17 protein-coding genes and 1 tRNA gene are annotated in these 21,443 nt (G+C 66.1%); 10 read left to right on the top strand and 8 right to left on the bottom strand.

Annotated elements, in window-relative coordinates; translation table 11 throughout:
• Window positions 1–322: 322 nt before the first annotated feature.
• Window positions 323–398: transfer RNA gene (locus AB0N05_RS15945), tRNA-Ala, on the bottom strand.
• Between the two features lie 412 nt (window positions 399–810).
• On the opposite strand from AB0N05_RS15945, the gene AB0N05_RS15950 reads away from it, so the two are divergent.
• From AB0N05_RS15950 to AB0N05_RS15965, 4 genes are read left to right on the top strand one after another with little or no spacing between them, the layout of a single operon-like run.
• Window positions 811–1,911, top strand: a complete 1,101-nt coding sequence (locus tag AB0N05_RS15950; RefSeq protein ID WP_364693588.1) for a serine/threonine-protein kinase — start codon at window positions 811–813, stop codon at window positions 1,909–1,911.
• 9 nt (window positions 1,912–1,920) lie between these two features.
• Window positions 1,921–2,067 carry a hypothetical protein gene (locus AB0N05_RS15955; protein WP_364693591.1) on the top strand — a complete coding sequence of 49 codons (147 nt, stop codon included), beginning with the start codon at window positions 1,921–1,923 and terminating at the stop codon, window positions 2,065–2,067.
• 22 nt (window positions 2,068–2,089) lie between these two features.
• A complete protein-coding gene (locus tag AB0N05_RS15960) occupies window positions 2,090–3,307 on the top strand; it encodes a hypothetical protein (RefSeq protein ID WP_364693594.1) in 1,218 nt (405 codons plus the stop codon).
• The gene (locus AB0N05_RS15965) at window positions 3,304–5,523 is read left to right on the top strand and encodes a hypothetical protein (protein WP_364693597.1); all 2,220 of its coding nucleotides are present in this window, start codon (window positions 3,304–3,306) and stop codon (window positions 5,521–5,523) included. Before AB0N05_RS15960 ends, AB0N05_RS15965 begins: the two co-directional genes overlap by 4 nt.
• Window positions 5,524–5,653: 130 nt before the next feature.
• On the opposite strand, the gene AB0N05_RS15970 is transcribed toward AB0N05_RS15965, so the two are convergent.
• Entirely contained in the window at window positions 5,654–6,595 is a 942-nt protein-coding gene (locus tag AB0N05_RS15970) for a Rieske (2Fe-2S) protein (RefSeq protein ID WP_364693600.1), read from the bottom strand.
• A 123-nt stretch (window positions 6,596–6,718) separates the two neighbouring features.
• Between AB0N05_RS15970 and AB0N05_RS15975 the strand changes: the two genes are divergently transcribed.
• The 4 genes from AB0N05_RS15975 (at window position 6,719) to AB0N05_RS15990 (ending at window position 12,186) form a co-directional block, all read left to right on the top strand.
• Complete coding sequence (locus AB0N05_RS15975) at window positions 6,719–7,843, top strand: hypothetical protein (protein ID WP_364693603.1); 1,125 nt, start codon at window positions 6,719–6,721, stop codon at window positions 7,841–7,843.
• 45 nt (window positions 7,844–7,888) lie between these two features.
• Complete coding sequence (locus AB0N05_RS15980) at window positions 7,889–9,355, top strand: MFS transporter (protein WP_364693606.1); 1,467 nt, start codon at window positions 7,889–7,891, stop codon at window positions 9,353–9,355.
• A 239-nt stretch (window positions 9,356–9,594) separates the two neighbouring features.
• Window positions 9,595–11,040 (top strand): FtsW/RodA/SpoVE family cell cycle protein, encoded by a 1,446-nt coding sequence (locus AB0N05_RS15985; RefSeq protein ID WP_364693609.1) that lies wholly within the window; start codon window positions 9,595–9,597, stop codon window positions 11,038–11,040.
• A gap of 63 nt (window positions 11,041–11,103) precedes the next feature.
• Entirely contained in the window at window positions 11,104–12,186 is a 1,083-nt protein-coding gene (locus AB0N05_RS15990; protein WP_364693612.1) for an amidohydrolase family protein, read from the top strand.
• Window positions 12,187–12,190: 4 nt separating this feature from the next.
• Here AB0N05_RS15990 and AB0N05_RS15995 read toward each other — a convergent pair whose 3' ends face one another.
• From AB0N05_RS15995 to AB0N05_RS16005, 3 genes are all read right to left on the bottom strand, one after another.
• Window positions 12,191–12,829 carry a phosphatase PAP2 family protein gene (locus tag AB0N05_RS15995; protein ID WP_364693615.1) on the bottom strand — a complete coding sequence of 213 codons (639 nt, stop codon included), beginning with the start codon at window positions 12,827–12,829 and terminating at the stop codon, window positions 12,191–12,193.
• A 460-nt stretch (window positions 12,830–13,289) separates the two neighbouring features.
• Window positions 13,290–14,783 (bottom strand): condensation domain-containing protein, encoded by a 1,494-nt coding sequence (locus AB0N05_RS16000; protein ID WP_364693618.1) that lies wholly within the window; start codon window positions 14,781–14,783, stop codon window positions 13,290–13,292.
• Window positions 14,784–15,013: 230 nt separating this feature from the next.
• The gene (locus AB0N05_RS16005) at window positions 15,014–16,192 is read right to left on the bottom strand and encodes a cytochrome P450 (RefSeq protein ID WP_364693620.1); all 1,179 of its coding nucleotides are present in this window, start codon (window positions 16,190–16,192) and stop codon (window positions 15,014–15,016) included.
• 113 nt (window positions 16,193–16,305) lie between these two features.
• Between AB0N05_RS16005 and AB0N05_RS16010 the strand changes: the two genes are divergently transcribed.
• A complete protein-coding gene (locus AB0N05_RS16010) occupies window positions 16,306–17,118 on the top strand; it encodes an SAM-dependent methyltransferase (protein ID WP_364693623.1) in 813 nt (270 codons plus the stop codon).
• Between the two features lie 15 nt (window positions 17,119–17,133).
• Here the strand turns inward: AB0N05_RS16010 and AB0N05_RS16015 are convergent, their stop codons facing one another.
• From AB0N05_RS16015 to AB0N05_RS16025, 3 genes are all read right to left on the bottom strand, one after another.
• A complete protein-coding gene (locus AB0N05_RS16015) occupies window positions 17,134–17,538 on the bottom strand; it encodes a hypothetical protein (protein ID WP_364693626.1) in 405 nt (134 codons plus the stop codon).
• Between the two features lie 32 nt (window positions 17,539–17,570).
• Window positions 17,571–18,392: a hypothetical protein gene (locus AB0N05_RS16020; RefSeq protein ID WP_364693628.1), complete on the bottom strand. Its 822-nt coding sequence runs from the start codon at window positions 18,390–18,392 to the stop codon at window positions 17,571–17,573.
• A gap of 197 nt (window positions 18,393–18,589) precedes the next feature.
• Window positions 18,590–19,669, bottom strand: a complete 1,080-nt coding sequence (locus AB0N05_RS16025) for a polyprenyl synthetase family protein (RefSeq protein WP_364693631.1) — start codon at window positions 19,667–19,669, stop codon at window positions 18,590–18,592.
• Between the two features lie 546 nt (window positions 19,670–20,215).
• Here AB0N05_RS16025 and AB0N05_RS16030 point away from each other — a divergent pair.
• Complete coding sequence (locus tag AB0N05_RS16030) at window positions 20,216–21,424, top strand: UDP-N-acetylglucosamine--N-acetylmuramyl-(pentapeptide) pyrophosphoryl-undecaprenol N-acetylglucosamine transferase (protein WP_364693634.1); 1,209 nt, start codon at window positions 20,216–20,218, stop codon at window positions 21,422–21,424.
• The last annotated feature ends 19 nt before the right edge of the window (window positions 21,425–21,443 follow it).

Here is a 21,443-nt window from a genome sequence, read left to right on the forward strand (position 1 = left end):
ACCACCAACCAGATCACAGCACTCGAATTCGTCCCTGCCCGTCTCGTGCGGGACCGGCTGCGCAAACTCCGCGAGTAGGCAGAACCTTCGCCTTCCGCGAATCCGTCGGTCCATGGAGAACGACTTCCCTTGCCCGGCAGCGCCATTCGATTCGGAACGGTGGAGTCGCGGAGCCTTGAACCTCGCCACCCTCGCGCTATCCGACCTGATCCGACCGCTACCGCCCCCACCTTCCGCATCCCTCAACCCGGAAACGACATTGGGACTGGTACCGCTTGTGCGGTACCAGTCCCAATGGAGTCGGTTCGTGCAGTGACACGTTTGGTGGAGCTAAGGGGATTCGAACCCCTGACCCCCTCACTGCCAGTGAGGTGCGCTACCAGCTGCGCCATAGCCCCGGAGGTTGCGGACGGTTTCCCGAGCGCTTGGAGGAAGTTACACCATGGGGGTGGTTCGACTACAAATCGGGTGACGAGGGGCACTACGGGATCGGCTCCGGCGGAGGGGCGCCCGGGAGGGGCGGGCAGGGTGCCCTCGGCGGGAAGCAGTGAGCTCGGAAGTGGATGTGCGGGGTCACGTTTCGGGGGGTCGGGGTGAATCAGAGCGGGGTAACTGGTTTTTCGGGAATGGGCCACTAATCGGCGAACGCGGTTTCGGCGTTAACGTCCTATGAATAGGCGTGAGATTCGTTGCGGGGGGCGGAAATATACGGGCTGGGGTGGGTGGGGCGCGCGTACACTCGGCAATGATTCAAGAGCGTTCGCGGGGTGGGATCGTAGTGATGTCACGGCTGGAAGGGATCGCACGCGGTTGAGGCTGATCAATGGCCGATATGAGCTGGGAAAGCTGATCGGCAAGGGGGGAATGGCCGAGGTCTGGGATGCCTGGGATCGGCAGCTCGGGCGGCAGGTTGCGGTTAAGCTGCTGGACTCGGGGAGTTTGCTGGCGCAGGAGAATGAGGCGCGGTTGCAGCAGCAACAGCGGTTCACCGAGGAAGCGCGGATCGCGGCGCAGATGTACTGCCCCAATATTGTGATGGTCCATGACGCCGGGGTTTTCGTGGAGAACGGGCGGCGGTCACCGTTTCTGGTAATGGAATTCATACTGGGTGAGAATCTGCGTGAACACATGCGCAACCCGGACAACTGGTCGATCCCGGACCTGGCTCGAATCCTCACCGACGCGCTCGACGGACTCGTCTACGCGCATTCGAAGAACATCGTGCACCGCGATATCAAACCCGAGAACATCATGATCTGCGCCGACGGCGGCACCGCCAAGCTGACCGACTTCGGCATCGCCATCGAACTGCGCGAGAACTTCCGGCGGCTCACCCGGGATCATCACGTGGTCGGCACGCAGCAGTATTCCGCGCCGGAGTACCTGCACCACGGCGTGATCACCCACCTCAGCGATGTGTACTCCTTCGCGGTGGTGTGCACCGAGGTGCTCGGCATCGCCTTCGAGCCCGCGCCGATCCCGCCGCAGCTCAAATCCGTGCTGGATCAGACCCTTTCACCCGATCCGGCGCTGCGCTTCCAATCCGCGGCGGAGTTGCGCCACTACTTCCGCGGCGCGCTCGCGGGCGCTGTGCATTCCACCCGGCAGTTCGAGCCCAGGCGTGCGCGTCCCGACGCCGGACAGCACGGGACCGCCGTGCAGACCCCGGGCCCGCAGCCCCGGCCGCCGCTGGAGCAGTTCCCGAAAACCCAGCAGCCCGAGACCCTGAAGAAGTTCTATCTGGAGCCGATCATCGAGTCCCGCCAGCGCCTGCTGGCCGGGTTGAACCGCAATGATCCACGTTATGTCGCAGCCCTGCTCGTCACTACCGCGGCACTCGGAATCGCCTTGGGCGGATTGGTTTTCCTGCTACTCACTTGGCTGATCGTGGAGGTCTCGCAATATGTGTGAGGTGAACAGATGAGTGACCAACAGCTCAGCAAGGCCTGGCAGCAATACGTGTATCCGCGGTCGCGGGCATCGAAATGGCTGCTCCGGGCATTCCGGGTCGGACAGATCTGCTTCGTCCTGACCGTCTTGCTGCTCGCCGTCGCCGTACTCACCTGAGACTGACCCGAGGTTTCCCGCATTGCGTACCATCTGCCTGAACTGCCTGTCCGAATGCAAATTCGACCGCGCCAGCAAATCCTGGATCTGGGTGGTCCGCCAGTCCAATGGCGATGTCGCCTCCAATATCGGCGGCTACAGCGCGCGACTGAATCAGCGCTGCCCGAACGGCTGCGAATTGGATGAGGAGACCCTCGACTACCCGACCAAGGTGATCGGCTTCGTCGGCGAATCCGCCTCGTCCAAAACCCATCTCATCGTCTCGATGATCTACTCCATGATGAATGATCCGGTCATGTGCCAGGACTGGTCCATTATCCCGTCCCGCAAATCGGTGAAACAGTGGGCGGCACTGGAGAATCAGCTCATCAACCGGCAGGCCATCGGCGCCACCGAGAAGCGCCAGTTCACCGGCGGGCAGTTGCAGAAGATGGATGCCATCAGCCCTGGAGTCACGCAGAACCAGACGCAGCGGCGGCCGCAACCGCCCAAGCCGACCCATCCGTGGAGCGGCCTCGAGCAGCGCACGCCGCTCCTGGTGAAGGTGTCCTCGATCTACACCCGGCGCACGGTGAACCTCGCCTTCGTCGACGTGGCGGGCGAGGATGTGGCGGACGGCAAGACCGCCGCGCAGGTCAGCCCGCATCTCGCGGTGGCCGACTTCCTGTGGTTCGTGGTGCCTTCCACACTGAACAAGCAGTACCTCGCGGTCATGCGCGACCACGCGAACGCCGCCGATGCCGAAAGCCTGCGCAATGATGTCGAGCATTCGCAGACCATCGGCCGCACCAACACCATGATCGATCAGATCGCCAAGCTGTGGCGGGCCGCCAATAACTACCCGATCGACCTGCCGATCGAACCGCCGCGCCTGAATGTCTCGACCATCATCGCCAAGTCCGATCTGCTCTCGCTGCTCAATATGCCCGAGGTGAGTATCGTTGCGCCCCCGGCGAATTGGGCGGAGAACCCGCTGCCCACCAATGGCTCCGGCAACCTGTACCACCGGGGCCAGATCGACTACCGCTCCGATGCCACGAGAAGCCTGGTGCGCCAGCTCTTTCCGGGCATCGACAACACCATGCTCATCCAGTTCCCGCGCAATCGCTACTTCCCGGTGTCGGCGGTCGGGTGCAGCAAGCGCGGCGACAACTCCTATCCCGTGTTCAAACCGTATGGCGCGGTGGATCCGATGCTGTACATGCTGAATCAGATCGAAGAACTATGGGTCGACCGATGACCGAGTTCCCACAGCTGCTGTGCGGCTGGGCCATGGTCAATCTCGAGGACTCCGGCACCGGTGTCGGAGTGGTCGCGCGCTCCGGAAACTGGCCTGCCGCAGTGGGTTCCACGGCGCGCGAGCTGGGGCCGCTGGTCACCATGCCGGGAGATGGGCTGCCCGCCACCGGTGAGGTGTACGCGCTGGAGTTCACCCATGCCCGGGGTGTGGCCATCGCGAGCCTCAAGACCCCGTCCAGCGCGCGCCCGGGCACCTGCATCACCCATCTGATCGCGGGCGATCCGGGCGTCCTGGATGGCGCAACGACCTTGGGGCTCTATGCCTCCGGTGGCTTCCGCACCACGCTGAACGGCTCGACGACGCCGACCGACCAGTGGGAACCCGCCGCACCCACACCCGACGTCGACCATGACGTCTACGCCACCGCGCTGCTCGACGAACCGTGGCTCCCCGAGCTGATCGGCGGCACCCTCGCCTTTCTCACCGGCCAGGGCCCGGCCCTCGCACTGCACGTCCACAATGCCGATGATGCCGTCACCATGCTGCGCGCGCTCTACGGCATCCTGCCCCGGAATGTTCTGCGGCAGTTGACCTTCTCCACCTACGCCCAGCAGACGCCGGATATACCCGCCATTGCCGCCGTGCTCGGCGCGAATGCCGAACCGCCCGGCGACCGCCGCGTCATCACCCCCGCAGGCACCGCCGACGATCCGGCGGACGGCACGCTGAGCCTGGGCCGCGCCATTGTCGGCAATCGCAAAGCCGGTGTGGCGCTGCCGGAATCCCTCAGCAGCGTGCAGGAGATTCGGGACTGGCTCTACCAGCGGCATCTGCGCACCATGGAACCCGCACTGCTGGACGACACCCAGCTCGCACGGGTGCTCACCGATCCGGAGCTGAGCCCGGAATGGTTCGCCGACGGCGTGGTGGCCCGCCGCGCCATCGGGCTCGCGCTCGAAAAGCCGAGCGTGACAAAGGCACTGGCCAGGATCAACCACAGTCCGGATATTCGCGCGGCCTTCGAGCAGGCGCTCATCGAGCACGTCAAGTCCGGCGATAGAGGCCAGGCCCGCGCCAGCCAGGTAGCGGGACAGCTGGGCTTCGACCTCAGCGAAGTCGTATCGGCCTCGGCCTGGCAGCGCATCGATTCCGGGCCATTGTCGGTGAGCGATGCGAAGGCCGTTTGGCCGCGCATCCAAAAAGAATGGGAGACAGCCGATCCCGATAAGCGCGAACATGTCGTCGCCCGCTTGACCCGCCATCGCACGCTGCGTGACTTCGCGATCCAATCGCGGGATCGGCAGCTCGTGTACGAAACCATCCTGGCCGAGGTCAATGACCCGGCCGTGCACCCCGGCAGCAGTCACGTGCTGCACACCGCCATGTACACCAATCTGCCGATCGTCGCGCAGCTCATCGTGAATGTGTCCTGCACCAGCCGGGACCGCTATGTCCTCGAACAACTCATGGCCTGCACGCCGAATGACCGGCTGCCCAATCTCATTCTGGAATGCGCGCGCTATCCGGCGGTCGGCGCAGCCGAGCTGGTCCGGGCCGTCACCATCACCCGCTCCGAACCGGCCGAACTCGCCGCCGCCCTGCATCCCGCATGGTCCACACTGCGCGGCTTCCTGGGCCTGCCGGAACCGGTCGAAGCCATGGTGGTGCTGAGCGCCGCAGGGGCGGATCAGCTCCCCACGGACGCGGAACGACGCGGATTCCGCCTACCCCGGCTCAAGCGCAAGGAAAACCAGGTTCGCGGCGAGATATCCGGCATCCTGCGGGTCGCCTTCGACGATCCCGGCGTCATCGAGGAGACGCACGAAATACTCAGCGCGGCAATCGCTTCCGATATCGAGTTCGTCGCAGCCTGCATGGCCGACACCTCGCAATCGCCCGGCGGCGCTTCGGTGATGCTGCGAGTGTTCGGCAATGCACCGCGCGATCGGGTACCCGCCCTCGTCACCGCGTGCGCGCAACACCCCGATACCGAGCCGCTGGTCCTGCTGCGCGCGGTGGCGGCACTGGGCCTCAGCCATGAGGAGCTGGCCACCGTGCTCGGCGGCGGCTGGCCGTGGCTGCGCACCCGCCTCGACCTACCCGAGCGGGTGGCCGTCCTGCTGGTCCTGGACCCACTCGCGGCGGCCGCACCCCGCCTGAAGCCACTGCGATCCGCCGCCCGGAAGCCGCAGCCCCGCTGGCAGTTCTGGCGTTGATCGACCCTCGCACCGGAAGGCCCATACCGTCGTGCCAGCATCCGCCGCCCCGGACTCCCCGCCCGCCCGATCGCCGATCCCCACACCTTCGCTGGGATCGCCGCGCGTCTTCAAACTGTCGTGAAATCTCTCAGCAGCCAAAACATCCGGCCGGGACGATCTCGCACCACCACGGTTTCGGTGCGGGAATGGGTTCATCGGGGCTGCCCGCACCGGACACGACCCAATCGCCCTGGACGGTCACCTCACGAGAATCGAGAGAGCGGGTGGCGGGGCCTGCCGCGACCGAACCATCGAGATTGAACTTACTGCCGTGACACGGGCAGTTGATCGTCCCGCCCGAGATGTCATTCACGGCGCAGCCCAGGTGTGTGCAGACCACCGATAGCCCGACGAAGTTTCCCGAGTTGGGCTGAGTGACAACGGTATTGCCGACAATCAGCCCCGAGCCGACCGGGACATCGGAAGTGCGGGCAAGCGCGTTCTCGGGGGCTCCCTGCTCGGTGATCTGCGGCGCGGGAGCTTCCGCCTGCGGCTCCTCGGACGCGGGTGCGACCGGAACGGCGGGCGGCGGACCGGCCACCAACTGACCGTCCTGCACGCTCACCTCCCGCGCCACCAGGGAACGGGTCGCCGGACCCGACACCACGGACCCGTCGAGAGCGAAACGACTGCCGTGACACGGGCAATTGATCGTCCCGCCGGACAGGGAGTTCACCGCACACCCCTGATGGGTGCACACCGAGGAGAAGGCCAGGTAGGTGCCCGCGCTCGGCTGAGTGACCACCGTGTCCCCGAGAATCGCTCCGGAACCGACCGGGATGGCCGAGGCCTGGCCGAGCACGGTGCCATTGATCGGCGCGGGGCCCGCTTCGGGAGGCGGCGCTTCCGTGGTGGGAGGCGGGGATTCGCTCGTGGTGGTCGGTGCCGCGCTTGTCGTGGACGACCCGCCGGTCGACGTGACACCGGTGGTGGGCGCGGCGGTCCGCTGCGAATTCGTGCAGGCCGCGGCGACCATCACCACCCCCGCCGTGACAACGACCTCCCGGCGTCCAACATGTTCGGCACTCATCGTGACCTCGACTCCTCGGCACGCTGTCCCCGTTCCACGAGGCAGCCGCTCACTCGGTTCGGTGGGCGGCGGCACCGGTTCTATGCCACGGTGGAAAACGTGTTCGGCGCGCAGGTGGCAGGGATGAGGTGGCGTCCCGGTGCGGGGCGATTGGTGACGGTCATGGCCGTCTGCTTCGGATTGACGGTGGTGATCACCAGGCTGTATCTCATGGCCGCCGGATATCCCAAGATCGGCGGCAGCACCTATCACATCGCGCATGCGCTGTTCGGCGGGTTGCTGCTGGTGATCGCCATTCTGGTCATGTTCCTGTTCGCGGGGCGAGCCGCGCCGACCGTCGCCGCGGTGCTGTCGGGCATCGGGTTGGGGCTGTTCATAGACGAGGTCGGCAAGTTCATCACGGCGGACAATAACTACTTCTTCCCCCTCGCCGCGCCCATCATCTACCTGGCATTCCTGCTGATCGTGCTGACGGCGCGCTATGCCGCGAGCCGCCGAAGCCGATGCCGGACACCGGTGCTGAACTTGGCCGATATCACCGAGCAGGTCGGCATGAGTATCGGCGGGCCGATCAGCATGGAGCGGCGAAACACCTTGCTGGACAAGCTCGGCCGAATAGATCGGAGCACATTTACCCCTGATGCCGTCCAGCTGTGCGAGGCCCTGACCGAGTACGTGCGAACCACCCACGAAGACGCCGAACCCTCGATCTCCGGCCGCCTCCGCCGCACGAGTGCGCGAATCGAAAACGCCCTGCTCCCAAAGCATCTGCTGGCCATGATTCTGATCGTGGTCCTGCTGGGCCATGCCGTCTGGACGCTGCTGCGGCTGGTGCTGGCCGTCATCGTCTTGGCCGGCTGGCACGCCCCTTGGGAGGAACTGACCCATTTCCTCGACGTCACCCAGAACCACGGCTGGAAAGCCCTGGTGGGTTTGGGAATTGCCGCCGTAGCCGAAGTCGCGGTAGGCATTGGCTGCGCGGTAGGTGCGGTCCTCTGGCTGCGCGGTCGCACCGAAATCGGTGTCCGCCTGGGCATCTGGTCGAACATCGTCTCCCTCACCGTGGTCAATGTCTTCGCCAGCTACTTCAGCCAATTCCTGACCGTCTTCACCGCCCTCGCCGAAGCGATCCTGCTCTGGCTCCTACTTCGCTACCGCACCCGCTTTCACCTCTCAGCCAACTCGCGCATTCGCACGACCCCGCCCTTCATGCCCGCCGAAGGTCTCGCGGAGAACACTCCGAGCTGAGATAGCCGGAAATCCGCTGATCGCGCTGCTACGCTCCGGAAAATCATGCCTGTCACGCAGCGCGATGCCAGTACCGCTCCGGACGTCCGGCGCGGGTTGGTGCTTGCGATCTGCTGCACCGCGGTGCTCATGTCGAATCTCGACTCCACCGCGCTCAATGTGGCACTGCCGTCCATCGGCCGCGAACTGCACACTTCCGTTGCGGGAGCGCAGTGGACGGTCGCTGCTTACAGCGTCACGCTGGCTTGTCTACTGATGTTCTCCGGGGCGCTTGCCGATCGGGTGGGGCGCAAGCTGGTGTTCCAGATCGGGCTGGGAGTGTTCGCTGCTGGGTCGCTGGCTTGCAGTCTCGCGCCTTCGCTGGGGTGGCTGGTGGCGTTTCGCATAATGCAGGCCGTGGGCGGGTCGATGCTCAATCCGGTGGCCATGGCGATCATCGCGGCGGTATTCACCGAAACGGCCGCACGCACGCGGGCCATCGGAGTATGGAGTGGTACCACCGGAATCAGCATGGCGGCGGGGCCGGTGGCGGGCGGGGTGCTCGTCGATTCGCTCGGCTGGGAATCCGTGTTCTGGATCAATGTGCCGATCGCGATGATCGCGCTCGCCCTCACCATTCGGTATGTGCCGGAATCGAAGGCGGCGCGGGCGCGACGCATGGATCCGATCGGGCAGCTGCTGCTGGCCGGGTTCCTCGGTGTGCTGGTGTTCGCCATTATCGAAGGGCCGCACCGGGGTTGGGGATCGGTGGTGACGGTGGGCTGCTTCGTGGGCGCGGCGGCGTGTGCGCTCGGACTGGCTTGGTATGAACCGCGCCGGACTGATCCCGCGATCGAATTGCGGGCCTTCCGGTCCAGCCAGTTCACCGGCGCGGTCGTGATCGCTGTGTGCGCGTTCGCGGGTATGGGCGGATTCCTGTTCCTGAATACCTTCTTCCTGCAAGAGGTTCGCGGCGACCGACCCGCCCTGGCCGGTCTGGAATTGCTGCCGATGGCGCTCGCCCTGGTGGTTTCCGGCCCGATCTCCGGCAGGCTCGTCACCCGGCACGGCGCGCGCCGCGCCCTCACGCTCGGAGCGATCATCGTCACCGCGGCGGCCCTGCTACTCGCTTTCACCTTCGACAGCGGCGGCCAGCCCCTCCTGCTGACCGGTTACGCACTACTCGGCGCGGGCGTCGGACTCCTCAACACACCCATCACCACCATTGCCGTTGCCGGCCTCCCGCCCGCCCAATCCGGCGTAGCCTCCGCCATCGCGACCACCTCGCGCCAAATCGGCCAGGCCCTCGGCGTCGCCGTGATCGGCTCGATCATCGCAGCCCACCACGACGCCCTGTCCTCCGCAGCCGCCTTCCACGCCCCGGCGCAGATCGCCTGGTTCACAATCACCGGCCTGGGTATCGCAGCATTCATCGTCGCCTGCACCACCGTTCGCCCCGCCGGCAGTGCGCCATGGGCACCTGTATCCCGGCCAGAGACGAGCATGCAATGGCGGAGGCAAACCCCCAGGTAGCCCCTCCGCCATTGCATGCTCGTCGGCGAGCTTGTTGTGCCACCGCATGCTGGGCGGGGATCCACTGGAGGCTCGGCTGATTTTGACGGGCGGCGGGCGGGAAATCGGCGGAGGGCTCGGCTGAGTCTGAGTGCGAGTGGTGGCGGGTGTGGGTCTGGTCACCGGGGGCGGTGCGGCCGACTGGGATCACAGGGGCGCTTCCGGCCCCCACTCCGCTATTGCACGGGATACTGTTCGGTGTGAGCGGATTTCGGCATCCTCCTCCCCAGGCCAGGTCCGGTGGCCGGGTTCCGCGTAATGCCGAATTGCTTTTGTGCGTGGGCGCGTTGGGGTTGACGGCTTTCGCTTATTTGGCCATGACCACCGGGATTGGTGGTGGGTTCGATGGCCGGGCGGTTCGGGCATTGGGCGTGTTCGCGGTCTTCGTGTTGGTCACGCATCTTGCGGTGCGGCGGTGGGCGGCTGCGGCCGATCCGGTGTTGCTGCCGTGTGTGGTGCTGTTGAACGGGCTCGGGCTGGTGATCATCGATCGGCTGGATCGGGCGGAGGCGGCAATTGCGGCGAATTCGGGGGCGGCTGTGCCGTCTTCGGATGCCGCACACCAACTGGTCTGGACGGGACTGGGATTCGCGCTCTTCATCGCGGTGCTGGTGGTGGTGCGCGATCACACGCGGCCCGCGAACTACGGGTACACCTGCGGATTGGCCGGGGTGGTGGCGCTGCTGATTCCGGCGTTGCTGCCCTCGCGATTCAGTGAGGTCAATGGCGGTAAAAGCTGGATTCTGCTCAGCGGCTTCTCGATTCAGCCCGGCGAGTTCGCCAAGGTGCTGCTGATTATCTTCGTGGCGGCCTTCCTGGTCGCCAATCGGGAACTGTTCACCAGTGCGGGCCAGCGGGTGCTCGGCATGACCTTCCCGCGGCTGCGCGATCTCGCACCGCTGCTGCTGGTCACCTTCGTCGCCGTACTGGTGCTGGTGTACGAGAAGAACCTCGGCTTCTCACTGCTGGTGTTCGGCACCGTGCTGGCCATGATGTACATCGCCACGGGTCGCGCGACCTGGCTGTTCATCGGCCTCGCCATGTTCAGTGTGGGCGCGATCATCGCCTATCAACTGTTCGATCACGTCCGGGTGCGCGTGGAGGTGTGGCGGGACCCGCTCGCCACGTATTACACGACCGGCTACCAGATTTCGCAGGCGCTGTTCGGCATGGGCACCGGCGGGATCGTCGGCACCGGCATAGGCAGCGGGCGCCCGCAGGATGTGCCGTTCGCCAAGACCGACTTCATTATTTCCACCATCGGCGAGGAGATGGGGCTGATCGGCCTGGCCGGGGTGCTGGTGCTGTTCCTGATCCTCACCGTGCGCGGATTCAGCGCCGCCATGACCACCCGCGACGCATTCGGCAAACTGCTCGGCGGCGGGCTCTCGTTCTCCATCGGCTGGCAACTGTTCGTGGTGGTCGGCGGCGTCACCAAACTCATTCCGCTGACCGGATTGACCACGCCGTTCATGTCCTACGGCGGGTCCTCGCTACTGGCCAACTACATGATTCTGGCGCTGCTCATGCGCATTTCGCACGATGCCCGCAGCGCGCCGCCGCCACCGCCGCGCCCGGCCGCACCCATCGCGGACGCCATGACCCAACATGTCTCGCGCAAACTGCTGCCGCGCCGGGGCCAGTGAACCCATCGACTCGGGCAGCGGTAAAGGCTCACCCTCGCTTGCGAATGCGAGGAAGCTGAGAGGGTGACCTCATCAACCACAGATTCCACGCGGACCGCCCTGACCAATGTCCGAGTGTTCGACGGACGACAGCTCACCTCACCCACCACCGTGGTGATCGACGGCTCGATCATCGGCAGCGACGCCTCCGGAGCCCAGCGCGTCGATACCGGCGGCGCGATACTGCTGCCCGGCCTCATCGACTCCCACCTGCACCTGCACGATTCGGACACGCCGGACCTCCTGGCGGCGCACGGCGTGACCACCGCCTTCGATATGGCCTCCTCCCCCGTGCTGGCGGCCTCGCTCCGAAACCTGTCCGGCACCACCGATATTCACAGCGCCGGACTGCCGGTGATCGGACCGGGCGGATTGCACGCCCAGGTACTCGGCGAGATCGCGATCATCCGAGGCCCCGAGCAGGCCGAAGCCGCAGTCGCACAGCGGATCACCTCCGGCTCGGACTACCTCAAACTGGTCCTGGAAGCCCCCGGCGAAGGCGGCCCCGACGAGGCCACCGCCAAAGCCGTTGTGGCCGAAGCACATGCACACAATCTCGTGGTGATCGCACATGCGGCCTCCCCCGGCGCATACGCGACGGCCCTGGACGCGGGCGTCGACTTCATCACCCACGTCCCGCTGGGAATCCCACTGCCGCAGCACGATATCGACCGCGTGGCTTCCGAGGCCCGCATCGCCATCCCCACCCTGACCATGATGGAAGGCATTGCCGAGGCCACCGGGAATTCCCCGGCCTTCGACGCCGCCCTGGCATCCGCTCGGGCCCTGCACGCCGCCGGTGTCCCCCTCCTCGCGGGCACCGACGCCAATTCCACCCCCGGCATCCCGTTCCAGCCCCGATTCGGCGCAAGCCTGCACCACGAACTGGAACTCCTGGTCCAAGCCGGACTTTCGCCCGTCGAAGCCCTCAACGCGGCCACGACGCTCCCCGCCCGGCACTTCGCCCTGACCGACCGCGGTGCGATAGCCCCCGGCCTCCGCGCCGACCTGGTCCTACTCGACGCCGACCCGACCACCGACATCACCGCCACCCGTGCGATCACCCGAGTCTGGTGCGCCGGAATCGAACACGCGGTCGCGAACTGATCGCCTAGACGCCCGCTGCTCGCCCGCCGGTCACCCGCGCGAGCAGCGAGCGCAGGTACGGCCGGAAGGTGAGACATAAGGTCAGCCAACAGCAGCCGATAAGCCATCCGGCAAGAACATCGGTGGGCCAATGCACACCCAGGTAGAGACGGGACACCCCGACCGCGACCACGAACAGCGCGGCCACCAGAACCAGCGCCACCCGAGCGGCCATGCGCAATAGCGGCACAATCAACGCCACCAGAACTCCGATGACGACAGTCGAACCAAGTGCATGCCCGGACGGGTACGACAGATTGGTCTCGGTCACCAGATGATCGACCACCGGCGGCCGATCCCGCCCGGTCAACGGCTTCCCGACAGCCACAATCACCCCCGCCCCACCCGAGGCAATGGCCACCAACGCGGCCCGCTCCCACAACCGCCGCCAAACCAGCACCACGCAAGCCACGCTCGCAACCCCCGCCATGGTGCCCGTATCCCCCAGCGCACTGACGGTCTTCGCCGCAGTAGTCCACCCCGCACTGCGCCGATCGATAAACGCCTGCAACCACCCTGCATCCGGCCCGATCGGCCCGCCATGCCAGACCACGACACTGGTCAGCACCAGCGCCGCGGCAGCCAGCACCAGAGCGATCAACACCCCCGTAATAGCAAGATCAGGTGGCCCCGGCCGCAGGTCAGCCGACAGCTCGTCCCCTTCATGGGCAGCCGGCGATGGAGTGGACAACATACTCTGACCCTGGCACAACCACGCTGAGAGGATGTTGAGAACCGAGCTCAGCGCCCCGCGCATTCGACTCCAGCAACCCAGCCCGAGCCCGCAGCGCTTCAAGATCAGGGAGCTGCCATGGCGTGATCCGGGCCAGAATTCCGCCACCAGCGCTCCCTGATCTTGATGCACGCGGCGGACACGCCCACGCACTCGAATCCGCCCCGGCCGACGGTCGCGCGGCACCTGATGGCTGCACGAAGTAATGAGCATTCAGCTGGGGGTCGTGGCCATGAGCCTCAGACGCCGGGGCAGCGATGCTTTCAAGATCAAGGAGCTGTGGTGGCGTGATTGGGGGCCGAATTCCGCCGTGAGAGCTCCCTGATCTTGGTTAGCAGGTGGTGGGGCGGGGACGGCTGGGGCGGCGGGAGCGGCGGCGGGGGGTGGGGGTTAGGAGAGGCGCGAGGGGGCCGGTGTAGCCGGAGGCTATGAGTTTGACTGTGGTGGTGAAGTTTTCGACGAAGCGGGCGGCGGTTTGGCGGTCGAAGCGGGAGGTGGGGTAGAGGAAGGGGCCGGTTATGCCGGTGGGGGTGCCGGTGTGGTCGTAGTGCTCGGTGAGGCCGAATTCGAGGTCGTGCTTGGCTCGGATTACGCCGGTGGGGATTTCGGATATGTCTAGGGCGGCCGAGGGATTGGTTGGGGGTGGGGTGTCGGCTCGTTGGAGGATGAGGGTTGCTTGGAAGAGGGGGTGGCAGGGGTCTGCGGGGAGGCAGCGTTGCAGGCGGGGATTGGAGGTGTCGGGGTTGGCGAAGGCGGCCAGGGCTACTCGGCGGACCTGGTCGAGGAGGTCGGTCATGTCCGTGGCGCGGTCGAGGCGGATGCGCATGAGGACGTCGTCGGCGAGGTTGCCTACGAGGTCGGCGAGGTGGGGGTCGTCGCGGCCGGAGACGGCGGTGGCCACCGTGACGTCGGGGGAATTCGAGAAGGCGGCGACGCTCACCGCGAAGGCGGTTTGCAGGAGCATGAACAGGCTGGTGTTGGACTGGCGGGCTCGGGCCAGCAGGTCGCGGTGCAGGGCGGGGGTCAGGTTCAGCGGGATGGTGTCGCCGGTGGTGTCGGCGGAAGGCGTTCTGTCGTAAGGAAGTTCGAGGGGGGCGGGGCGGCCGACCAGGTTGTTCGCCCAATAGCGGAGCTGAGTGGTGGCGCGGCTGCACGGGTCGTCGTATCGGCCCAGGTATTCGTGCTTCCACAGCGTGTAGTCGATGTAGTCGACCGGCAGCGGGGCGAAGGCGGGCGCGCGCCCGGCAATGCGAGACATGTACGCGCTCATCAGATCTCGCATGAGCGGGCCGAGGGATTGCCCGTCGAGGGAGATGTGATGCACCACCAGCGCCAGCACCACATCGCGGGCGCCGAGCCGGTACACCCGCGCGCGGATCGGCATATCGACCGCGAGATCGAAGGCGGCGGCGCTGAATTCGGCAATGCGGTCGGTGAGTTCACCCGCGAAGCTGTCGACCACGCGCACATCCACCCGCGCCACATCGGCATCGAGCACCACTTGGATCGGCCCGTCCGAGGTCGCCGGATAGCAGGTGCGCAGCGGCGCGTGCCGCCGCACGACATCATCCAAAGCGGTCAGCAGTGCGGCGATATTCACCACCGCGCCACGAATTCGAAACGCGCGAGCAACATTCCAGTCAGCTGAGTAACCGGCGGCCGCCGCATGCCACAGTCGTTCCTGCGCGGGGGCCAGTGGAATTCGCGGGGAGCGCGGCATGCGCCGCAAAGGCAGTGGCTCCGCGACTATCTGCATGAATTCGTCCACGTCAGCGGTCCGGCGACGGTCTACCAGGCTCGCCCAGGCAGCAACCGGCACGAGCATTGTCGCCGTCCTTTCAGCTGCCGCGCACCGCAAAAGAGCTGCCGCCCAACGATCCGGCAGCATTGCGGAGCGACAGTGCGGCAACCGTAGCAAAGCTATGGCAATGCAGGGCGGCTAGAAAAGAGACAGCTGTCACTCATTGTTTGAACAATGCAGGCCCCCGGCGCGCAGGCGAATCTTCCTTACGAAAGATGGGCGGCGCCGGGGGCCTGACGATGCGATGCGGCGACTCAGCGCAGCGTGACGGTGGTGGGCAGACTCGCGAAACCGCGATTGTTGGAGGAGTGGATCCGCTTCGCCCCGGCGGGGTCGATGTCATAGTCGGCGACCTTGGCGGCGATCTCCTGCAAGGCGATTCGCAGTTCCAGCAGCGCCAGATTCGAGCCCAGGCAGTGATGACGACCGCTGCCGAAGGTCAGCGAGGCACCGGTGTCGCGGTCCAGCGAGAACGTATCCGGATCCTCGAACACCTCCGGATCGCGATTGGCCGATCCGGTCAGCAGCAGCATCCGCGCACCGGAGGGAATCGTCACCCCATGCAGTTCAACCGCTTCGGTGGTGGTGCGCAACTGCGTCTGCGTGGACGGATCCCACCGCATGGCCTCGGCGATCCACTCGTCGATCCGCCCATCGAGGGCCTGCTTGCGCTGCTCCGGGTGCAGCCACGCCGCATGCCACGCATTGCCGAAGGTCAGCATGCTGGTTTCGATGCCCGCGCCGACCAGCAGAATCAGCACGCCCACGATCTCCTCGGGACTGAGCCGGTCCTCGCCGTCGGCCGCGCCGAGCAGCCCGGACAGCAGATCCTCCTGCGGGCTCTTGGCCTTCGCGATGGTGAGTTCGGTGTAGTAGCCGACCAGCGCACCGATGGCCTGCATGGCCTCGGGCCGCAGATCGGTGGACTCCTCCTCGGTGTACATGATCTCCATGCCGAGCTTGCGGAGCATTTCCCGATCGCCCTCGGGCACGCCGACCAGTTCGGAGATCACCTCGGTCGGGAACGGGCCCGCGAAATCGGCCATGAGGTCGAAGCTGCCCTTGGCCAGCAGCGGCTCCAGCAGGCCGCGGGCGATTTCCCGCAGGCGCGGTTCGAGGGCTTGCACGCGGTGCGCGGTGAACGCGCGCATGACCAGCCCGCGCAGCCGGGTGTGCTTGGGCGGATCCATGGCGACGAAGGAGAAGAACCGCTCGGCCTGCGGCCCCCAGAATGCCGGTTCCATGCGAATGCCGTTCACGCTGGAGAAACGCTCGGAATCACGCAGGGCGGCCAGCACATCGGCATGCCGGGACAGCGCGTAGAAATCGTCGGTGTCATTGCGGTAGACCGGAGCCTCCGTGCGCAGCCTGGCATAGTGGGCGTACGGATCGGCATGCACGTCGAAATCGAACGGGCTATAGCGCAACTGCATGACAGAGCCTTCCAAGCGTTACGTTGCTGGTTCAGGCCGCGACCCCGCGCCGCTACCGAATCGCAACTCGAGCTGACATAGTGAAACACTAGTCGAGAAGGATTGGGGGCGTTGTGAACTCGGATTCCGCGGCGGAGCGTGTGGACACCACGAAACCGCATCCGGCCCGCCGATACGACTATTGGCTGGGCGGCAAGGACAATTTCCCCGCCGATCGCGAATCGGCGGACGCGGTGGCCGAGGCCTTCCCCACGGTGCGCATGGCCGCGGTCGAGAACCGGAACTTTCTGCGCCGGGTCACCGCGTATCTGGCCGCCGAGGCGGGCATCCGGCAATTCCTGGATATCGGCACCGGCCTGCCGACCGCGGGCAATGTGCACGAGATCGCGCAGGATATCGCCCCGGAATCGCGGATCGTCTATGTCGACAATGACCCCATCGTGCTGGTCCACGCCCGCGACCTGCTCAATAGCTCACCCGAGGGCAAGACCGCCTACCTGGATGCCGACCTGCTGGAACCCGAGCGCATCCTCACCCACCCGGACCTGCTCGCCACCCTCGACCTGACCAAGCCGGTGGCGCTCATGCTGGTCGCGGTCATGCATTTCATCACCGACGACAAGCACCCATACGAGCTGGTCCGCACGCTCTGCGACGCGCTGCCGTCGGGCAGCTACCTGGTGATGAGCCATGCCACCAACGACCATCTGGAAGATGAGGATGTGGCCCGCACCCGCGAGGCCAATCAGCGCAGCGGAGTCCCCTTCCAGCTCCGCTCAACCGCCGAATTCTCGAAGTTCTTCAGTGGACTGACCATGGTGGCGCCGGGCGTCACCTCGGTCACCGCGTGGCGGCCGGACGTGTGGCGACCGCACCCCCGCGCGGAGGCCGTATCCATGCTCGGCGCGGTGGCGCGCATTCCGTAGACGATTTCTGGACGCTCAGAGCCTGCCGATATCCTTCAAGACTCGGCGGGCCTGCGCGAAAAGCATGCCGATATTCACTGTTTTCCGGCACACCACCACGATGACTACATCGTCGCGGCTCTCGGTGCGAATGAAAAGGTGTGTCAGGTTATCGCTATTGACCAGAATTTCCTGGAAATAGTGGCGGTCCAAGCGGATTCCACGCCGCTCCTTCCAAATGTCTTCGATCATCACGACATTGCGGCCCTGGAACAGGTCGAGGGTCGCCGCGGCCAGCAGGTCGAGCACCTCCTGCGGATGATTGTCGACGGTTTCCACCGCCAGCAGCATTCCGGTGGACATATCGATCGCGCCGGACGCCAGGCATTCCGGCACCTCGGATCGGAGCGCCTTGACCAGCACCCCGATTCGGTCGGTCAAGCTGCCACCTGGCCCCGCCGGACTGGTTGAATTCATTGTGTCCTTTCTGATTTCCGTACAATGGCGGTCCGTTGAGATCCACGAGAAACCGGCTGCGCGGGACGCGGCGGGATGGTGTCATTGATGCCGCTGGCGCCGCGACGGCGACGCGGCAGCATCGAGCGGGTGGAGGTGCCGTGCTCGCGGGGGCGATCCGGTTCGGGCGGTGCGATGGTCAGAAGATCGTTGTCCAGCATGCGGACCACCTCCACGGTGATCGCATACAGGCTGCGGCTCAACAGCATTGCGATATCGCGGCAGCTGCGACGGCCGTTCACCCACAGCGCGATCTCCTGCTGCAGCCCGGTGCCGCAGACGCCCAGCTGCGCGAGACCGGTTTCGGTGAGCACCAGGTGATTTCGATGCGGGGAGACCCGGCCGTGGGCCAGTGCGCGCAGTCGTCGTTCGGTTTCGAGCAGTAGCCAGGCGGGATCGATGCCGGGGACCTGCGGTGCGGGTTCGCCGGTGTTATCCGAGAGTGGGTCTTGCCAGAAGCAGCTGCCGATCCAGCCCACGGTGATGGCGAACAGGCCGTCGAGGGCCGCCATCATGGCGACCACGCGCAGATCGGCGGCGCCGGTGGAAGTGCGGCCGGGGCGCGAAAGCAGGCCGCGCACACCGGGTGCGCCGGGTGAGTCGACGGTGACTATGCGGCCGTGCACGATATGCAGATCGCCGCCCGGTTCTCCGGTCACGCGCAGGACGCCGGTGCGGGTGGTGGCCGCGGCCTCCGCCAATTCCTGCACCAATTCCCGGGCGGATTCCCGGCCGAGCGCCAGCAATCGACCCGGTTCGGCGATGAACTCCGTCGTCATGCTCGAACTCCTGGGAATTGGGCGTGAATGCAGGGATATCCTGACAGCCCAGTTGATTTGGAGCAATGGCGTCCGGTGAATTGGTTACTAAAGTCCCTTTGCGGTACCGGCCGGTCGAAATCATTTCGGCGGCAGCTAATTTCGGAGGTCTACAGCTAATTCCGAATGGGAAAGTGAAGTGAGCGATACGAATGACCTCAGCGATCGCGGTGAATGACGCTGTCCGCCAGCTCCAAAAGATCACCGGCATCGTCGTATTCGGCAAGACAGGATTTCGCGGCGCGCACATGACGCACGGATTCGGCTTGCGCCCAGCCCTTTCCGCCCGCGCGCTCGATGAGGTCGGCGGCATGCGCGACGGCCGGGCCATCCAAGGGCTGATTCGACTCGTACAGCTCCGCGAACTCCCGGCCCTCCGGAGTGGCCGAGTGCAAGGCCGCCACTATCGGCAGAGATCGCTTGTGCTGCAAGAGATCACTACCGACCGGCTTGCCGGTGCGCGCCGGATCACCCCAGATCCCCATCACGTCATCCATCAATTGGAAGGCCGCCCCGATCTCGCGGCCGAAGTGGTCCAGCTCCTCCACCACATCCGGCGGGGCCTCGGCGCACAGCGCGCCCAGCGCGCACGCACAACCCATCAATGCACTGCCCTTGTGCCGCAACGCTTTCAGGCACTCATCCACCGTCACATCGGCGGTCGTCTCGAAGGCGCAGTCGTACTGCTGCCCGAGGCACAGCTCGATGACGGAATCCTCCAGCCGGGCGATCCCGGCCAAGGCCGCCACGGGCGCACCCGCCAATGTCCAAATGGCCAAGCTGTGCAGCACATCCCCCGCGAGCACGGCATCATCGACACCCCAGAGCGACCACACCGTAGGCCGACCCCGCCGCACCTGCGCCCCATCCATGATGTCGTCATGAATCAGCGTGAAGTTGTGCACCAACTCGACCGCGGCCGCCGCATGCACCGCCCCCGGCACCTCACCGCCCGCCGCCTCGGCCGCGGCCAGCACCAGGGCCGGACGTAACCCCTTTCCCGTTTCCCCCAGCGCCGCAACCCCATCGGCATCCCACCACCCGAAGTGATATCCGATCGGCACCCGGATCTCATCGGGCACACTCTCGACCGCCTCCCGCAACAACGGCCCGACCAGCCGCTGCGCCCGAGCCAGAATTCCCGCCGCCCGAAACCCGGGCAACCCGCCAAACCCCATGTCCCGCCGGTCTTCCCAAGACATCCCGGTGCCGAACCCAGCCGCCGTCGAAGAACTCATGCCAACCTCCAGTGACAGCAACCGGCGATAACCAGACGCAATGAGGGAGCCAGGCCGAACAAAGAAATCCACGCAGCGACGTGATCAGCGTCACACCAATGGTAAAGCCCAGTTAGCGCCACGCCAACACCCCGCAACCCCCACCAACCGACCAGTCCCCGCCCCGCCCCGCCATCCACCTAACTCGCCGCCGTCCACCGCGCGGGCCGGACATACGGATGGATGGCGTGACAAGCGGCCGACACGCACCGAACAACGTTGCCGCCGACGGCAATGCCGCCGTCATCACCGGCCATCGCGGGAGACGTATTGCCGCAGACAGTGCACCCCGCCCTCCGACTCCACAGATGCGCAGTCGCCGTAGCCCCCGGCCGTCTCAGGGATCGATTGGCCACCGATGCTGCGCCCGGCCAGGCGACTCCAGCATTCGGCGCGGTGCTTTGTCACCGGCAGTGTGGGCGTGGGGCGCGATAGCCTTGCCGTGCGTTGTGGGGCGCCGCGTGGGCGCGCCGGAATGCATCTACTCGCACTTCAGGAGGCTTGTTCATGTCAGGTTCCGCGATTGACCGCACTTCGATTCTGCGACGAGTTGGGGAGCGTGGGTCGGTTCGGGTGATCGTCGCGGGCGGCGGGACCGGTGGGCATACGTATCCGGCGGTGGCTGCGGTGCGGGCTTTGCGGGATCTGGCGGCGGGGGTCGGGGCTACGGCCGAGGTGTTGTGGGTGGGGGTGCCGGACAGTCTCGAGCAGCGGGTCGCAGGAGAGAATGACATCGAGTTCGCTGGGATCAAGGCAGGGAAGTTGCGGCGCGATCGAAATCCGTTGCGGATGGTGAATGCGCAGAATGCGCGGGACGCCTTGCGGATACCCGGCAGCGTGATGAAGGCACAGGGCGTCGTGCGGCGGTTCCGGCCTGATGCGGTGTTGTGCACGGGTGGGTATGTGTGTGCGCCCATCGGGATGGCGGCGGCATTGCGGCGGCGGCCGCTGGTGATCCACGAGCAGACGACGGGGATCGGGAAGGCCAATCTGCTGCTGGCTCGGATGGCGGACCGGATCGCGCTCAGTTCCGAGGCTTCGGTGGAATTGCTGCCGGAGGGGGTGCGGGGGCGGGCGATCGTCACCGGGAATCCGATTCGGCCCACGCTGGCCGGTGGTGACGCCGGTGCGGCGGTGAAGGCGCTGGAGTGGGACGGGTACGCACCTGAGCTGCCGACCGTGTACGTCACCGGTGGGGCGCAGGGGGCGGTGCAGATCAATGACCTCGTGCTGGAATTGCTGCCGGAGCTGCTCCAGTCCGCCAATGTGATTCACCAATGCGGGCGGTTGTCCTATGACCGTGTCCGCGAGCAGGCCGCGAACCTACCTGCCGAGCTGAGCGGCCGCTACCTGGTGCGCGAGTTCCTCGGCCCGGAATTGCCGGATGTGCTCGCCCTCGCCGATGTGGTCATATCCCGTTCCGGCGCAGGCACTCTCGCCGAACTCACCACCCTCGGCAAGCCCGCCGTCCTGATCCCCTACCCGCATTCGGTCGGCGGCGAGCAGATCCGCAATGCGCGAATCCTGGCCGACCGCAATGCCGCCCGGGCACTGGTCGGCGAGGATGCCACCGCCTCCAACCTGAGCGCGGCGCTGACCGAACTCCTCACCGACCCGTCCACTCGCGCAACGGTTTCCGATGCGGCGCGCGCCATGGGACATCCCGAGGCCGCGGACCACCTCGCCCTCACGGTCCTCGAGCAGGCGCTGCGCTGACCGCACCGCCGGGCATAGA

It is taken from the genome of Nocardia sp. NPDC051030, from assembly GCF_040683015.1.
In the GTDB taxonomy this organism is placed as follows: Bacteria; Actinomycetota; Actinomycetes; order Mycobacteriales; family Mycobacteriaceae; genus Nocardia.

What these genes read in the sequence shown, in the direction of transcription:
- AB0N05_RS15955 (WP_364693591.1), top strand. Translation starts at nt 1,921, where the DNA reads ATGAGTGACCAACAGCTCAGCAAGGCCTGGCAGCAATACGTGTATCCG.
- AB0N05_RS15965 (WP_364693597.1), top strand. Translation starts at nt 3,304, where the DNA reads ATGACCGAGTTCCCACAGCTGCTGTGCGGCTGGGCCATGGTCAATCTC.
- AB0N05_RS15970 (WP_364693600.1), bottom strand. Translation starts at nt 6,595, where the DNA reads ATGAGTGCCGAACATGTTGGACGCCGGGAGGTCGTTGTCACGGCGGGG.
- AB0N05_RS15975 (WP_364693603.1), top strand. Translation starts at nt 6,719, where the DNA reads ATGAGGTGGCGTCCCGGTGCGGGGCGATTGGTGACGGTCATGGCCGTC.
- AB0N05_RS15980 (WP_364693606.1), top strand. Translation starts at nt 7,889, where the DNA reads ATGCCTGTCACGCAGCGCGATGCCAGTACCGCTCCGGACGTCCGGCGC.
- AB0N05_RS16000 (WP_364693618.1), bottom strand. Translation starts at nt 14,783, where the DNA reads ATGCTCGTGCCGGTTGCTGCCTGGGCGAGCCTGGTAGACCGTCGCCGG.
- AB0N05_RS16005 (WP_364693620.1), bottom strand. Translation starts at nt 16,192, where the DNA reads ATGCAGTTGCGCTATAGCCCGTTCGATTTCGACGTGCATGCCGATCCG.
- AB0N05_RS16020 (WP_364693628.1), bottom strand. Translation starts at nt 18,392, where the DNA reads ATGACGACGGAGTTCATCGCCGAACCGGGTCGATTGCTGGCGCTCGGC.
- AB0N05_RS16025 (WP_364693631.1), bottom strand. Translation starts at nt 19,669, where the DNA reads ATGAGTTCTTCGACGGCGGCTGGGTTCGGCACCGGGATGTCTTGGGAA.
- AB0N05_RS16030 (WP_364693634.1), top strand. Translation starts at nt 20,216, where the DNA reads ATGTCAGGTTCCGCGATTGACCGCACTTCGATTCTGCGACGAGTTGGG.